The sequence below is a fragment of the Devosia sp. P1_H9 genome (genome assembly GCF_056405135.1).
The window spans coordinates 13360-26171 of sequence record NZ_JBFUCQ010000011.1; the positions used below are offsets into that span (position 1 = coordinate 13360).

Sequence of the window (12812 nt, forward strand, 5' to 3'; positions counted from 1 at the left end):
GAATAGCGCCCCGCATGCCCGTCTCTCCGCAATCCAATCTCACGCTCGCCTGCGTGCTCATCACGATCTTCCTGGATATGCTGGGCTACGGCATCATCCTGCCCGTGCTGCCCCAGCTGATCACCCAGCTCTCGGGCGGCAGCGTCGCGCAGGCGGCTGTCATTGGCGGCTATCTCGTTTTCGCCTACTCCTTGATGCAGTTTCTGTTCGGACCGGCGCTCGGCAACCTCTCCGACCGGTTCGGCCGCCGACCGATCATCCTGATAGCGCTCGCGGGCCTGACGATTGATTATGCGATCATGGGCCTCGCCAACTCGCTGGTGCTGATCTTCATCGGCCACACCATCGCGGGCATTTCCGGCGCCTCGGTCGCGACAGCAACGGCCTACATCGCCGATATCACCCCGCGCGAAAAGCGCGCCCATCGCTTCGGCCTGATCGGCGCGGCGTTCGGCTTGGGCTTTATCTTCGGCCCTGTCATCGGCGGCCTGCTCGGCGAGCTAGGGCCGCGCTGGCCGTTCTACGCCGCGGCCATCCTCGCCGGTGCCAACCTGATGTTCGGCTTCTTCGTGCTTCCCGAGAGCCTCGCCAAGGACAAGCGGCGCCCGTTCGACATCCGCCGCGCCAACCCGTTCGGCGTGCTGTGGAGCCTCAGCAAGAACCCGGTCGTGCTGTGGCTGATGGCGTCCCTCGGCCTGTTCGTTCTCGCCAGCCAGTCCTTCCCGTCGGTGTGGAACTTCTTCACCATTGAGGTGCTGAAGTTCTCGTCGGCGCAGATTGGTGTCGCGCTGGGCGCTTTCGGCATCGGCTTCGCCATCAGCCAGGCGCTGCTGATTGGTCCGGTGACCAAGCGGATCGGGGAATGGTCGACCGTGCTGGTCGGCATGTTGGCCGCCGCCATCGCCTTCACGGGCACCGCCTTCATCCACTCCGCATTGCCGCTCTACGGCTTCCTGGTGTTCGGCTCGCTCGCCGGCCTCGCTGGCCCTGCCATCAACTCGCTGATGTCGCGCCAAGTGTCCGACGACGCGCAGGGTGAGCTGCAGGGCGCGATCAACGCCACCAACTCCCTCGCCTCGATCCTCGGCCCACTGCTCGCGACGCAACTGTTCAGCCATTTCACGCAGGCCGAGCCAGGCCAGCCTGGCTACTTTCCGGGCGCGCCGTTCCTCGGCGCCGGCATTCTAGTGGTCTGCGCCGCGGCGCTATTCGTCTACACCGTGCGCCGCTTCGACCTGACGCATCGCCCTTCGGTCTCGAAGAAGCCGCATATCCACGAAATGGGCCAGCCTGGCCAGCAGCAGACCCCACCGCACGACGAGAATGGCGACCCGATCGAGCGCCCGGCGGGGGAGTGACAAAAACGAAAATCCCCGCTTCCGCGGGGATTTCTTAGGCGCCGTACCCAGGGTTTACTTCCCCAGCGTCGACGGCCACTTGCCGTGCTGCTCGCCTTCGCGGTCGATCAGGATGAAGCCGTGGGCGCCGAAGAAGTCACGCTGGCCCTGGGTCAGGTTGGCAGTGCCGAGCGCCTGGCGGTAGCTGTCGAAGTAAGCCAGCGAGGCCGACAGGCAGATCATCGGGAACTCGCCGATGGCGGCCTCGGCGACGATCTTGCGCAGCGACTTGTGGGCGTCCTTCATGATGGTCACGAAGTCCGGCACCATAAGCAGGTTGGTGGCCTCGCCCTTGGCATAGGCCGCCGACATCTGGTCGAGGAAGCGCGAGCGGATGATGCAGCCGGCGCGCCAGATCTTGGCGATGGTAGCGAGTGGCAGGTTCCAGCCGTGCACCTCGGACGCCTTGGCCAGCACTGCAAAACCCTGCGCGTAGGAGACGATCTTGCCGGCCAGCAGCGCCTTCTCCAGCTCTTCGAGCGACACGTTGGCCTTGCCGGCCGAACGCTTGCCGTAGACGCCCTCTGCGGCGATGCGCTCTTCCTTGCGCGATGAGATCGAGCGCGCCGCGACGGCGCCTTCGATGGCCGTCGCCGGCACCGCCAGTTCCTGCGCCGCGATGGCGGTCCAGGTACCGGTGCCCTTCTGCCCGGCCTTGTCGAGGATCAGCTCGACCAGCGGCTTGCCGGTCTTCGGCTCCGTCGCTTCCAGCACATAGCCGGTGATCTCGACGAGGTACGAGTTGAGCGGCCCGTTGTTCCAGTCCTTGAACACATCCGAGGCGGCCTTCGGGTCCATCCCAAGGCCGTCGCGCATCACGCCATAGACCTCGGCGATCATCTGCATGTCGCCATATTCGATGCCGTTGTGGATCATTTTGACGAAGTGGCCCGCGCCGCCCTCGCCGAGATAGGCGCAGCACGGCTCGCCGTTGAACTTGGCCGAGATCGCCTCGAGGATCGGCTGGGCGTTCTTCCACTGCTGCTCGGCGCCTCCGACCATGATCGAGGGACCATGGCGCGCGCCCTCCTCGCCGCCCGAGACGCCGATGCCGAGATAGCCGATGCCCTTGGGCGTAAGATAGTCGAAGCGGCGCTGCGTGTCGGTGAACAGCGAGTTGCCGCATTCGAGGATGGCGTCGCCGGCTTCGAGGTGCGGCAGCAGCTGCTCGATCATCTCATCGACCGGCTTGCCGGCCTTGACCATGATGATGATCGAACGGGGACGCTTCACCGACTGGATGAACTTCACGAGGTCGGCCTCGGGCACGACCTTCTGATCCAGCCCCTGCTCCTTGGCCGTCGCAACGAAATCATCGATTTTGGAAGCGGTGCGGTTGTGGACCGCGATGGTGTAGCCCTTCTCGGCGATGTTGAGCGCCAGATTGGACCCCATAACTGCGAGCCCGATCAGGCCGATATCGGCAGACGCCATCATTATCTCCATTGGGAGTTATCAGGATTTCATTGCGCGGCTTTTTGGCACGGGCAACGCCCGAACGCCACCCCTCGAAGCCCGGCGCACGCCTGCCCTGTGTACGTCCCTCACCGAGGTGGTCGCTTGGTCTTATCAAGCCGCGCTTCATCCACTAGTCTCGCGCCGCCTGAGCCTGGGAGGGCCACTGACTTTGGACTCGATTTCTCTTTTCAACCTGAGCGGCAAGCGCGCCCTGGTGACCGGCTCGAGCCGTGGCATTGGCTTCGGCATTGCGGCAGCGCTCGCCGGCGCCGGCGCCGAAGTGATCCTCAACGGCCGCGATCCCGAAGCGCTCGGCAGCGCCGCGGCCCGGCTCGCAGATGATGGCGCCCTCGGCATCAAGGCGCTGGCCTTCGACGTCACCAGCGAGGACAGCGTCGATGACGCCATCGCTCACGCCGAGAACGAGATCGGCCAGATCGATATCCTCGTGAACAATGCCGGCATCCAGCACCGTGCGCCGCTCGAGGAGTGGCCGCTCGAAAAGTTCAAACAGGTCATCGACACCAACCTGACCTCCGCCTTCATCGTCGGCCGGGCGGTGGCCCGCGGCATGATCGCGCGCAAGTACGGCAAGATCATCAATATCTGCTCGGTGCTGAGCAACTTTGCCCGCCCCACGGTGGCGCCCTACGCGGCAAGCAAGGCGGCCATCGCCAACCTCACCCGCGGCATGGCGGTCGATTGGGCCAAGCATGGCCTCAACGTCAACGGCATCGCGCCGGGCTACATCAGCACCGAGATGAACACCGCCCTGATCGAGAACCAGGAATTCAACGCCTGGATCGAAAAGCGCACGCCGATGGGGCGCTGGGGCGCGCCCGCCGAACTGGGCGGCGCCGCGGTCTTCCTCGCCTCCGAAGCCTCCTCCTTCGTCAACGGACACATCCTTTATGTCGACGGCGCCTTCACTGCCACCGTTTGAGAATGCCCGCATCATCATCGCGATGGGCGTGTCGTCGTCGGGCAAATCCGCCACCGGCGCGGCCATCGCCCGGCGGCTGCATGCCCCGTTCCTCGATGGCGACGGCTACCACCCGCCCGCCAACAAGGAAAAGATGCGCAACGGCATCCCGCTGACCGACGAGGACCGCTGGCCCTGGCTGGAGACGCTGGCCGGCGCCCTGCACGAGGCCGCCGATCAGAAGGGCGTCGCCGTCGGCGCCTGTTCAGCCTTGAAACGCGCCTACCGCGACTTCCTCACCGAGAAGGCCGGCGAGCCGATCCTCTTCGTCTTCCTCGACGGCGACATCGACGTGATCAGGAAGCGCATCGAAGCCCGCCAGCACGAGTTCATGAGCCCAAAACTGCTCGACAGCCAGTTCGCAACACTGGAGCGGCCAGGCCCGGACGAGAATGTGCTGGCAGTATCGATCGAGGATCCGGTGGAAGCGATCGCCACGAAGGTGGTGAAGCAGCTGGGGCATCTGAAGGTGTTCAAGCGCGGGCAGTAGGTCACTGCCCTCACCAGGCCAAGCCCCTAGAACCCGAACGAGAACTGTCCCGTCGGCGATGCGGCCTTCTCGAGCGCCAGCATCTCCATCTTCGCCCTGACGCCGCCCGGCGACGAGAATCCCCCGGTCCGGCCGTCCGCGGCCAGCACCCGGTGGCACGGGACGATCAGCGGGATCGGATTGGCGCCCATAGCGCCGCCTACAGCACGCGACAGCGCCACATCGCCAAGCCAGCGGGCGATGGCCCCGTAAGTTGTGGTCTCGCCCCAGGCAAGCTCGCGGATGTGCTCGTAGATGCGCCGGTTCACCGCCGGAATGCCTGCAAGGTCCAGCTCGACATCGGCGAAGTTGTCATTGGCACCCTCCGCATACGCGAGGATTCGTGCCGCAACCTCCGGCTGCCCGCCTGCATCCTCGATGCCGCCCGCCTTCTCCAACCGCGCCCGCATCTCCTCCGACGTATCGCCCGGCAGCAGCACGCGCGAAATCCCGGCATCGGTCCAGCCGATCGCCATGGGTCCGAGAGCGGTATCGAGCATCCGGTAGCGCATGACCTCAATGTAGTGCGGCGCAGCGCGTCGCCCAAGCCGGTTTTGACCCTACAGTCCCATTGCCGTGAGCCATTCGCGCAACTCCCGGCGCAGGAAGCTGCGCAGCGTGCCCTCGCGCGAAAAGCCCCACCACAGCACCGCGCCCTGCCATTGGCTCGCCATCAGCCGGCCGAGCACCTGCTGCCGGGCCGGATCGTCGCTCAGCCGGCGCCCCAGTGCCTCGGTGAGCACCTTGTTCCAGGCCACGCCTCGCGTCCGCAGCACCGGATCGCGAAAATCCTCGCGCAGCAGCAACAGCCCCTGCCCGGCCTCATCGCCGACGCCGTAGCCCGCTGACATGCGAACCAGCATGGCGATGGCGCCCTCCGGATCGACCGAGTGGGCTGCGTCCGCACCGGCGGTGGTGAGATCGAGCTGGTCCCACATCCACAATAGCGCCGCGCGCAGCAGCGCCTCGCGATTGCCATAGCGCTGCACCAGGGTCGCAGGAGACAAGCCGGTTACCGCTGAGGCAGAGGCGAACGTGAGCCCAGCCGGCCCTTCGCGCGAGACCATCGAGGCCACCGCTTCGACGACATCCTCGTCCGAAATCTTCCTGGGTCTTGCCATGGCTTCCAATGTAAACGAATATTCGTTTATAAACGGCTACGGCACCCACGAACAAGGAGAATCGATATGGCCCGCATCCTCGGCTACATCGCCAGCAGCCTCGACGGCTTCATCGCCGCTCCGGACGAGTCGCTCGCCTGGCTGACCCAGCGCACCGACATGCAGCTGGGCGAGTTCGACTACAACCTGTTCATCAAGCGTATCCGCACCGTCGTGATGGGCCGCGGCACCTATGACTGGCTGGTCAAGGAGAACATCCCATGGCCCTATGGCGAGCAGCGCACCATCGTCGTTACTTCCCGCCCCCTGCCCGACCCGATCGGCCCGCTCGAGACCCGCGCCGATATCGATGCACTGGTCGCCGAACTGCGCACCCTCGACGACGGCGACGTCTGGATGCTGGGCGGCGGCAAGCTGCAAATGGCGTTCATGGAGCGCGGCGCGCTCGACGAGATCGAGATCTACGTGATCTCGCAACTGCTGGGCGGCGGCTACCCGCTGTTCCCGCCGACCGGGTTCAACAAGAGCATCAAGCTGCTGTCGTCGAATACGCTCGGCACGGGGTGTGTGCGGCTACATTACAGCTTCGAGTGAGCGCGATGGTTCCTCACACGCGATGTCATTCCGGCGAACCTAGATCGGCTCGCTCTGCACGACGATTTCCCATTTGTCGCCAAGCGCGATCTGCAGTTCCGACACGAGGAATGGCAGCAGCGCGTTGAACTCATTGCGGTCGCGCTCCGACATGCGCCAAGTCGGGTCGCCCGGATCGTCCCAGTTGACCTGGCGATCGTAGAGCTCATTGAGCCGTGTCAGCCGCCGGATGATGTCGCTGGAAAAGCCCCAGAAGCCGATCTCGGTGGCGTGGCCGTCGACGAACAGCGGGGCGAGCCCATGGCTCACCATGCCGAAGTCGACCAAGAAAACCACCTGCTTCACCGTGGGTCGCGCCTCAGTTTGATGGCTCGACCACGCACCGTCCTGCGTCGCGTCCGCCCAAGCCGCGGACAACTCTTTCCGCGAGTTCATTGAAGCGGCGCGATGCGCCAGAAATACGGCTGCTGCATTGCCGGTTACCCCTCAGATCACGCCCGCCGGATGGAACGTTACCCAAGTTACGGATGATGGGCAATTTCTGCCCTTAAGTAGTTGCCCTCCTGTGCATAAGCTCAGGCGAGCCACACAGCTATTAGCGCCACCACGGCGGGAATCGTCTGTACAAACAGGATCTTGCGGCTCGCGGTCACCGCCCCGAACAGACCTGCCACCGCAACGCACAAGAGGAAGAACACCTTGACCGGGTCGCCCGCCTCGCCCAGCCAGATGCCCCAGATCAGCCCTGCAGCAAGGAAGCCGTTGTAGAGCCCCTGGTTGGCCGCCAGCGTCTTGGTCTCGGCGGCAAAAGCCGGCGCGGTGCCGAACGCCTTCATCCCCTGCGGCTTGTCCCACAGGAACATCTCGAGAATCAGGATGTAGACGTGAATGAGGGCGACCACCCCCGTGAGAATGCTGCCGATCATGCGTGCGACTCCGTGTTGCCTCGGGCGAGCCTAATGCAAGAAGGCCGCCACGAGGGCGGCCTTTTCGTCAGCAATGGGCAAGCGAACAGGTCAGTGCTTGAGCGCGTCGCGTGCCGCTTCCTTGACCTTGCCGGCGGCCTTCTGGATCTTGCCTTCGACCTTGTCCGCAGCGCCATCGGCCTGCAGCTTGCGGTCGCCGGTCGCCTTGCCGACCGCGTCCTTCACGTTGCCGCGGGCTTCCTTGGCGGCGCCTTTGATCTCGTCTTTGTGCATTTTTTCCGGTCTCCCCAGAAGGTTGGCATTCGGGGCAGATAATGCGCTGCCGGAAACAAACGTTCCGGCCCTACGGCGAATTAACCTCGCCGCCACGATCACGTGGCGAGGCGCCGCGCGTAGACCTTCATCGAGCCCGACAGGTACTCGGCGAACCCAGGCTCGATCGCCTCGTAGCGGGCAATGAAGTCGGGGTGCGACAGGTAGAGGTCCGCCAGTCCGGCATAGGCCTCCGGTGGGCACTGCTTGTCCCACATCCGGGACACCCACGCCCGATGCCGCCCGAGCAGCGGATCGAGACTGGGGGAGCCCATCGGCACGCCGCGACGCAAGCCTTCGGCCAGCCCTTGCTCCATATCGTGCAGTTCCTGGTTGAGCTGCTGCTTCTCGGCTTCCGACAAGCTCTCATACTCGCGCTTGCTTAGCGCGATGCGCTCCGGCATGTCGCCGCCAAACTGCTCCACCAGCCAGGCCTCATATTCGGCCTGCTTGTCGGGCGAGATGCCCTTGTACAAATCCGCGTTTCTCATCGCGCGATCTCCTTCAAGACTAGCGATCGTGCGGTCGATCGTCCTGACAAGCTGGGCATAGCGCTTTGCCTCCTCGCTCAGCCGTTGGCGCTGCTGGCGCAACGCCTCCAGCCGGTCGAAGCCCGGCGCATCGAGGATGGCGCCGATATCTCCCAGCGGAATGCCGAGTTCGCGATGCAAGAGAATCTGCTGCAGCCGCAGCAATTCCTCCTGCCCATAGTAGCGATAGCGGTTCTGCCCGGTGAACGCCGGCTTGAGGAGGCCGATCTGGTCGTAGTGGTGCAGCGTCCGGACCGATACCCCAGATACTTTCGCCACCTGCCTGACCGTCAAAGCTCTCATCGCACGCGTTCTCCGCGGGACGGTGGATAGTCCCTGACGCTACGTGAGGGTCAATATCGATTTGCGCAGAAGCTGTGACGGCTGGCTTCACACCGCGTCAACCAGCCCTCAGGCTATCGCGGCGAAATGTGGAAACTCGGTATTTCGTCGGCCGTTCCTCACGCACTAAGTCAGTGTCTGCGAGGTGAAATGCCGCAACGTATCGAGATTCAGGACCTGCTCATCTGGGCCTTTCGCGTCCAGGCGGTGGAGAGCGCCAAGGCGGCCGATCCGGATGCGCTGACGGTCTATTGGGCCGTCCTCGCCCTGCCTGTCCCGCACGCCACGGTGATCCGCCGCTTCGCCCGCGAAGCCCGCCGTCCCGATTGGCATGCGGCCCATACCCGCTGCGTTTCGCTCGATGGCGTGCGCCGCTCGCGCCGCCTCTACACCGAATGGGTCCGGGCCCTCGTCGTCCTGCAGCGCACGCTCGAAGGCTCGCTCGGCCGCTATTCCGTCACCGGGCCGCATCTCGACGATCAGCCCTGGCTACGCGAACGCCTGCGCGCCTAGCGGCACTGTGCAACCAGTTTCCCCAGTGCCGCCGACGACCCAACCAGACTGAAGGTGTGCACGGGATAGCGCCCGTCGGCATCGACGATGCTCAGCCCCTCACCCGACTTCATCAGCGCCATCAGCGGTCCATTCGCGGGCACGTCCCCAGCATGCCGGCCATCCATTTCCTCGTAACTCATGGCGAGGCGCTGCGTGGAAACGCCAAAGGTGAAATCGACATCGGTCTGTTCCCCGAGATCCGGCAACCGCTCGGCACCCGCCGCCAGGTCGTAGCGCAGGTACACCTGCCCACTCGAACAGGTGAGCGACAGGTAGGCGTCCGGCCGATCGGTGGCACAGGCCGATGCGGTGAACACGGGGCCGCCCTCGTCCTCCTGCATTCCCGCCGTCCAGTTCGTGCAGGTCTCCTGCGCCATCGCCGGCGCCACCGACAACACCAGCATCAACGCCGCCGCCCGGATCATGGTGCGTCCCCGAGGTAGCTCACCTCGATGCGCTGGAACAGCGGACCTTCCTTCATCGTGCCGAGCCACTTGCGGAACTCCGCCACATCCCTGAACCCTGCCCGCTTCGCGTCCGCCTCGGTCACCGCATCGGGCGACATGTCGACGATGCGCCCGATCTGCAGCAGCCCCACCTTGGTTTTCAACGTGCCGCCCGGCTTCACCGTCGGTCGCGTCCAGCGCCGGAACTGCAGCGAAATCTCGCCGCGCTTGATCGCCTCCAGCACGTCCAGCTTCAACAGCATCCGGCACTCCTCCAGCTCATGGTGCGGGCGGTGGGACTCGAACCCACACGGGTGTACACCCTCGGGATTTTAAGTCCCGTATGTCTACCATTCCATCACGCCCGCGCCGCTGAGCACTGCCACATCGGCTCCGACGCTGACAACCAGGGATTTTCCGGCCATAGTCGCCGGGCAGCCATGGAGAACCGGAATGTCGAGCATCCGCCCCAACCTCGTTGGGGTTGCCCTCTATGGCGGGCTGGGCAATCAGCTGTTCCAGTATGCGGCGGGCTTGGCCGTTGCCGAGCGGCTGGAAGCCCAGTTGGTCTGCGACATCCGGCACTATCAGCGCCTGGATCGCGGCGATCGGCGACTCGGGCTCAACGAGTTCGGCATCAGTCTCAACGTCGCGCGCGTGCCGCCCTACAAGCGCGGGCGCCGTATTGGCATCTCCCTCGGGCTGCTGCCCGATCCGTTCCGCGGCGCCGTCCCCGTGGTTGCCCATGAGGGGTTCGATCCGAGATCGCGCGAGGTCCAAAGCCCGGCCGCGCTGGTGGGACACCTTCAGTCCTGGCGCTACCTTGAAGGCCACGAACCAGCTATCCGCCGGGCCTTCGACACCAGAAAGCTCGCCACTCCGCAGACGGCCGAGCTTTCCGCGGAAATAGCTGCTGCGCGCAACCCCGTCGCCGTGCATGTTCGTCGAGGTGACTACACCGCGACGGCCGAGGCACGCGCCATCTACGAGACGCTGCGGTCCGACTACTATTTCGCGGCCAAGGCAGAGCTCGAAGCCCGCGTCGACGCTCCGACCTACTTCCTGTTCAGCGACGATCCGGCGCCCGCCCAGGAAGAGTTGGCCGGCTGGCAAGGACTGCGGCCGGTCACCGGCTTCACCGCCTACGAAGACATGCACCTGATGTCGTCGTGCAAGCACTTCATCACTGCGAATTCAACTTTCAGCTGGTGGGCTGCCTGGCTTGGCTCCGCACCCGACAAGCAGGTGGTCGGCCCGAAAAAGTGGTTCGGCCCCGGATATGGCAAACCAGTCGATATCGACGATCGCCTGCCCCCCGGCTGGATCCGGGTCTGAAAGCCCGATCGATCCGCGCCAAACCCTGACGTCGCCTGTCGGGCACGTACGCTATTGCTGCCGCCTCAACCGGACCAACGAGGCCAGCCATGCAGTACATCGACCGCTACCCCATCGTCGTCACCGACGCCTTCGCCGCCTGCCGCGATTTCTGGACCCGGCATCTTGGCTTTGAGGTGGTGTTCGAGAACGAGTGGTTCGTCTACCTGCAGGCCGACGGCGCAAGTATCGCCTTCATGTCGTCAGGCCACCCATCCTGGCCGCCCGGGCCCGAGGCCTACGCCGCCGGCACCAGCATGGAGCTCGAGGTGAAGGACGCGGCGGCGGCGCTCGCCGAAGTGCTCGCCACCGGCAAGGAGCCGGACTACCCGCTGACCGACGAACCCTTCGGCCAGCGCCGCTTCAGCGTGAAGGACCCATCGGGGCTGTGGATCAACGTGGTGCAGCAGCTCTAGACTCCACACCTTGCCTGGTCATAGCGTATGCGCTATATAGCGTATGCGCGATAATCATGATCGGGTGATGCAATGACCAAGATTTCTGATCTCAAGAAGCGGCTGATAGAGGATCCGACCTTCAAGCAGGAGTATCAGGCTGCAGAAGGTGAGATCGCAATCATCGAAGCGTTGGTGAAGGCCCGAACACACGCAAAGCTCTCCCAGGCGGAACTCGCCAAGAAGATCGGCACGACGCAATCAGCCGTCGCACGATTGGAGGGAGGGCATGTCTCCCCCTCCCTGTCGACGCTTCGCAGATATGCAGAGGCGACTGGGGCGAGATTGAAGATCGATATCGATCTTACGACTGGCTGACCTCAGTCCGTCGCGCCCGAGATCGGCGGCACATACGCGACGTCGAGGTCCCACGGGAAAAAGATCCAGGTGTCCTGGCTGACTTCGGTGATGAAGGTATCGACCATCTCGCGGCCCTTGGGCTTGGCATAGACCGTGGCAAAATGCGCGCCGGGGAGCATGTCGCGCACCACGCGCGCCGTGGCCCCGGTGTCCACCAGATCGTCGACAATGAGGATCTTGCCGCCGTTGCGGGCCTTGTCCAGCAGCTCCGGCGCGATCGGCTTCAGCACCCTGATGCCGGCCTGGCTCTGGTGATCGTAGCTCTTCACCGCGACGCTCTCGACCACGCGGATGTTGAGCTCGCGTGCCACGATCGCCGCCGGTACCAGCCCGCCGCGGGTGATCGCCACCAAGGCATCGAACGGACCCAGCGCCTGCAGCCGCCAGGCGAGCGCCCGGCTGTCGCGGTGGAACTGGTCCCAGGTGACGGGGAAGGATTTCTGCTGGGTCTGGTTCAATTCGTTCTCCTGGGCGGCCTGGCCGCCTCGATCTTCACGGGGGCCACCGGCCCGAAAATTCAGTAAGCCTCGACTTCCGCCGACAGCCCTGCAGCGCGATGCGCCTCGGCCACCATCTCGCGCACCCGGCCCGCCGCCTCGGCCAGCCGCGCCTCGTCTGACGAGCGCAGCACCAGTTCGGTCATGACGAAGGTCTGCCCCATCTGCGGATAGCTGCCCATCTTCACGTCGGGAAACTCTTCCTGGATCCGTCCGAGCGGCCCGCCGATAGTCCCCTCACCGACGCCGCAGCGGATGGTGATCGACTTGATCTTCTTGCCGCCCTTCAGCGTCGGGGCGATGGATTCGAGCATCGCCAGCATGATCTTGGGGACGCCCGCCATCACGTGGACGTTGCCGATGCGGAAGCCTGGCGCGGCGCTCACCGAGTTGACGATCAGCGATGCGCCCTCTGGGATCCGCGCCATGCGCAGCCGTGCCTCGTTGACCTCGGTACCGGTCTGCTTCCAGCGCGATTCCAGCATCGCCCGCGCCTCGGCATTGATCGGCAGCGCCACGCCGAACGCCTTGGCGATGGCGTCGGCGGTGATGTCGTCATGCGTCGGGCCGATACCGCCGGTGGTGAAAACGTAGGTGTAGCGCGCCCTTACGGCGTTCACCGCGGCAATGATGTCTTCTTCCACATCGGAGACGACGCGCACTTCGCTGAGTTCGATGCCGAGTTCCGTGCAGAAATCCGCGGTCGCGCCGATATTCACATCCTTGGTCCGGCCGGACAGGATTTCGTCGCCGATGACGACGAGTGCGGCGGTAACGGCTTCAGGCGACGGCATGGATGCCCCGGAATTTCAGAGGCACAATGCATTGCCTCACGAGGGCCCGAATGGTCAAGCAATCCAGTGCACATGCCACAGCATTGCTGACCTTCGCAGTGCCCTTTCCTTAATGCCGATGAACGCCTATTTTCGTCAGC

At 64.6% G+C, this 12812-nt stretch carries 19 protein-coding genes and 1 tRNA gene; 8 read left to right on the plus strand and 12 right to left on the minus strand.

From position 1 onward, the window contains the following. The first annotated feature begins 14 nt into the window (after positions 1–14). Positions 15–1358 (plus strand): TCR/Tet family MFS transporter, encoded by a 1344-nt coding sequence (locus tag AC1DYL_RS18675; RefSeq protein WP_477174330.1) that lies wholly within the window; start codon positions 15–17, stop codon positions 1356–1358. A gap of 54 nt (positions 1359–1412) precedes the next feature. Here the strand turns inward: AC1DYL_RS18675 and gndA are convergent, their stop codons facing one another. Continuing rightward, the gene (gene gndA, locus AC1DYL_RS18680) at positions 1413–2831 is read right to left on the minus strand and encodes an NADP-dependent phosphogluconate dehydrogenase (protein ID WP_477174331.1); all 1419 of its coding nucleotides are present in this window, start codon (positions 2829–2831) and stop codon (positions 1413–1415) included. A 187-nt stretch (positions 2832–3018) separates the two neighbouring features. Here gndA and AC1DYL_RS18685 point away from each other — a divergent pair, with 187 nt between their 5' ends. Together AC1DYL_RS18685 and AC1DYL_RS18690 are read left to right on the plus strand one after the other, a co-directional pair. Then, the gene (locus AC1DYL_RS18685) at positions 3019–3798 is read left to right on the plus strand and encodes a glucose 1-dehydrogenase (RefSeq protein ID WP_477149743.1); all 780 of its coding nucleotides are present in this window, start codon (positions 3019–3021) and stop codon (positions 3796–3798) included. Beyond that, positions 3767–4327, plus strand: a complete 561-nt coding sequence (locus AC1DYL_RS18690) for a gluconokinase (protein WP_477174332.1) — start codon at positions 3767–3769, stop codon at positions 4325–4327. The genes AC1DYL_RS18685 and AC1DYL_RS18690 overlap by 32 nt, the downstream gene beginning before the upstream one ends. Positions 4328–4353: 26 nt before the next feature. Here AC1DYL_RS18690 and AC1DYL_RS18695 read toward each other — a convergent pair whose 3' ends face one another. Together AC1DYL_RS18695 and AC1DYL_RS18700 are read right to left on the minus strand one after the other, a co-directional pair. Then, positions 4354–4866 carry a methylated-DNA--[protein]-cysteine S-methyltransferase gene (locus tag AC1DYL_RS18695; RefSeq protein ID WP_477174333.1) on the minus strand — a complete coding sequence of 171 codons (513 nt, stop codon included), beginning with the start codon at positions 4864–4866 and terminating at the stop codon, positions 4354–4356. 60 nt (positions 4867–4926) lie between these two features. Next, positions 4927–5487: a TetR/AcrR family transcriptional regulator gene (locus tag AC1DYL_RS18700; protein WP_477174334.1), complete on the minus strand. Its 561-nt coding sequence runs from the start codon at positions 5485–5487 to the stop codon at positions 4927–4929. Between the two features lie 66 nt (positions 5488–5553). Here AC1DYL_RS18700 and AC1DYL_RS18705 point away from each other — a divergent pair, with 66 nt between their 5' ends. Further along, positions 5554–6081 carry a dihydrofolate reductase family protein gene (locus AC1DYL_RS18705; RefSeq protein WP_477174335.1) on the plus strand — a complete coding sequence of 176 codons (528 nt, stop codon included), beginning with the start codon at positions 5554–5556 and terminating at the stop codon, positions 6079–6081. A gap of 39 nt (positions 6082–6120) precedes the next feature. Here the strand turns inward: AC1DYL_RS18705 and AC1DYL_RS18710 are convergent, their stop codons facing one another. The 4 genes from AC1DYL_RS18710 to AC1DYL_RS18725 all read right to left on the minus strand — a co-directional run bounded on the left by AC1DYL_RS18710 (position 6121) and on the right by AC1DYL_RS18725 (position 8152). Next, positions 6121–6426: a hypothetical protein gene (locus AC1DYL_RS18710; protein WP_477149533.1), complete on the minus strand. Its 306-nt coding sequence runs from the start codon at positions 6424–6426 to the stop codon at positions 6121–6123. A 230-nt stretch (positions 6427–6656) separates the two neighbouring features. Further along, on the minus strand, positions 6657–7007 hold the full coding sequence (locus AC1DYL_RS18715; RefSeq protein WP_477149534.1) for a DUF1304 domain-containing protein: 351 nt from the start codon (positions 7005–7007) through the stop codon (positions 6657–6659). A gap of 90 nt (positions 7008–7097) precedes the next feature. After that, positions 7098–7280 (minus strand): CsbD family protein, encoded by a 183-nt coding sequence (locus tag AC1DYL_RS18720; protein ID WP_477157636.1) that lies wholly within the window; start codon positions 7278–7280, stop codon positions 7098–7100. Between the two features lie 98 nt (positions 7281–7378). After that, on the minus strand, positions 7379–8152 hold the full coding sequence (locus tag AC1DYL_RS18725; RefSeq protein WP_477174336.1) for a MerR family transcriptional regulator: 774 nt from the start codon (positions 8150–8152) through the stop codon (positions 7379–7381). A 189-nt stretch (positions 8153–8341) separates the two neighbouring features. Between AC1DYL_RS18725 and AC1DYL_RS18730 the strand changes: the two genes are divergently transcribed. After that, entirely contained in the window at positions 8342–8704 is a 363-nt protein-coding gene (locus AC1DYL_RS18730) for a hypothetical protein (RefSeq protein ID WP_477149537.1), read from the plus strand. On the opposite strand, the gene AC1DYL_RS18735 is transcribed toward AC1DYL_RS18730, so the two are convergent. The 3 genes from AC1DYL_RS18735 to AC1DYL_RS18745 all read right to left on the minus strand — a co-directional run bounded on the left by AC1DYL_RS18735 (position 8701) and on the right by AC1DYL_RS18745 (position 9560). Further along, positions 8701–9171, minus strand: coding sequence for a hypothetical protein (locus AC1DYL_RS18735; RefSeq protein ID WP_477174337.1), 471 nt, complete (start codon positions 9169–9171; stop codon positions 8701–8703). The two genes, AC1DYL_RS18730 and AC1DYL_RS18735, sit on opposite strands and share 4 nt — an antisense overlap. Continuing rightward, positions 9168–9455: an ASCH domain-containing protein gene (locus AC1DYL_RS18740; protein ID WP_477149539.1), complete on the minus strand. Its 288-nt coding sequence runs from the start codon at positions 9453–9455 to the stop codon at positions 9168–9170. The genes AC1DYL_RS18735 and AC1DYL_RS18740 overlap by 4 nt, the downstream gene beginning before the upstream one ends. 19 nt (positions 9456–9474) lie before the next feature. Further along, positions 9475–9560 (minus strand) — tRNA-Leu (locus AC1DYL_RS18745). A gap of 85 nt (positions 9561–9645) precedes the next feature. On the opposite strand from AC1DYL_RS18745, the gene AC1DYL_RS18750 reads away from it, so the two are divergent. The 3 genes from AC1DYL_RS18750 (at position 9646) to AC1DYL_RS18760 (ending at position 11339) form a co-directional block, all read left to right on the plus strand. Next, positions 9646–10527 carry an alpha-1,2-fucosyltransferase gene (locus AC1DYL_RS18750; RefSeq protein WP_477174338.1) on the plus strand — a complete coding sequence of 294 codons (882 nt, stop codon included), beginning with the start codon at positions 9646–9648 and terminating at the stop codon, positions 10525–10527. A gap of 89 nt (positions 10528–10616) precedes the next feature. Continuing rightward, positions 10617–10982 carry a VOC family protein gene (locus AC1DYL_RS18755; protein ID WP_477174339.1) on the plus strand — a complete coding sequence of 122 codons (366 nt, stop codon included), beginning with the start codon at positions 10617–10619 and terminating at the stop codon, positions 10980–10982. A 72-nt stretch (positions 10983–11054) separates the two neighbouring features. Continuing rightward, complete coding sequence (locus AC1DYL_RS18760) at positions 11055–11339, plus strand: helix-turn-helix domain-containing protein (protein ID WP_477174340.1); 285 nt, start codon at positions 11055–11057, stop codon at positions 11337–11339. A 2-nt stretch (positions 11340–11341) separates the two neighbouring features. On the opposite strand, the gene gpt is transcribed toward AC1DYL_RS18760, so the two are convergent. Further along, positions 11342–11839 carry a xanthine phosphoribosyltransferase gene (gene gpt, locus AC1DYL_RS18765; protein ID WP_477174341.1) on the minus strand — a complete coding sequence of 166 codons (498 nt, stop codon included), beginning with the start codon at positions 11837–11839 and terminating at the stop codon, positions 11342–11344. Positions 11840–11898: 59 nt separating this feature from the next. Beyond that, positions 11899–12672, minus strand: coding sequence for a competence/damage-inducible protein A (locus AC1DYL_RS18770; protein ID WP_477174342.1), 774 nt, complete (start codon positions 12670–12672; stop codon positions 11899–11901). Between the last annotated feature and the right edge of the window lie 140 nt (positions 12673–12812).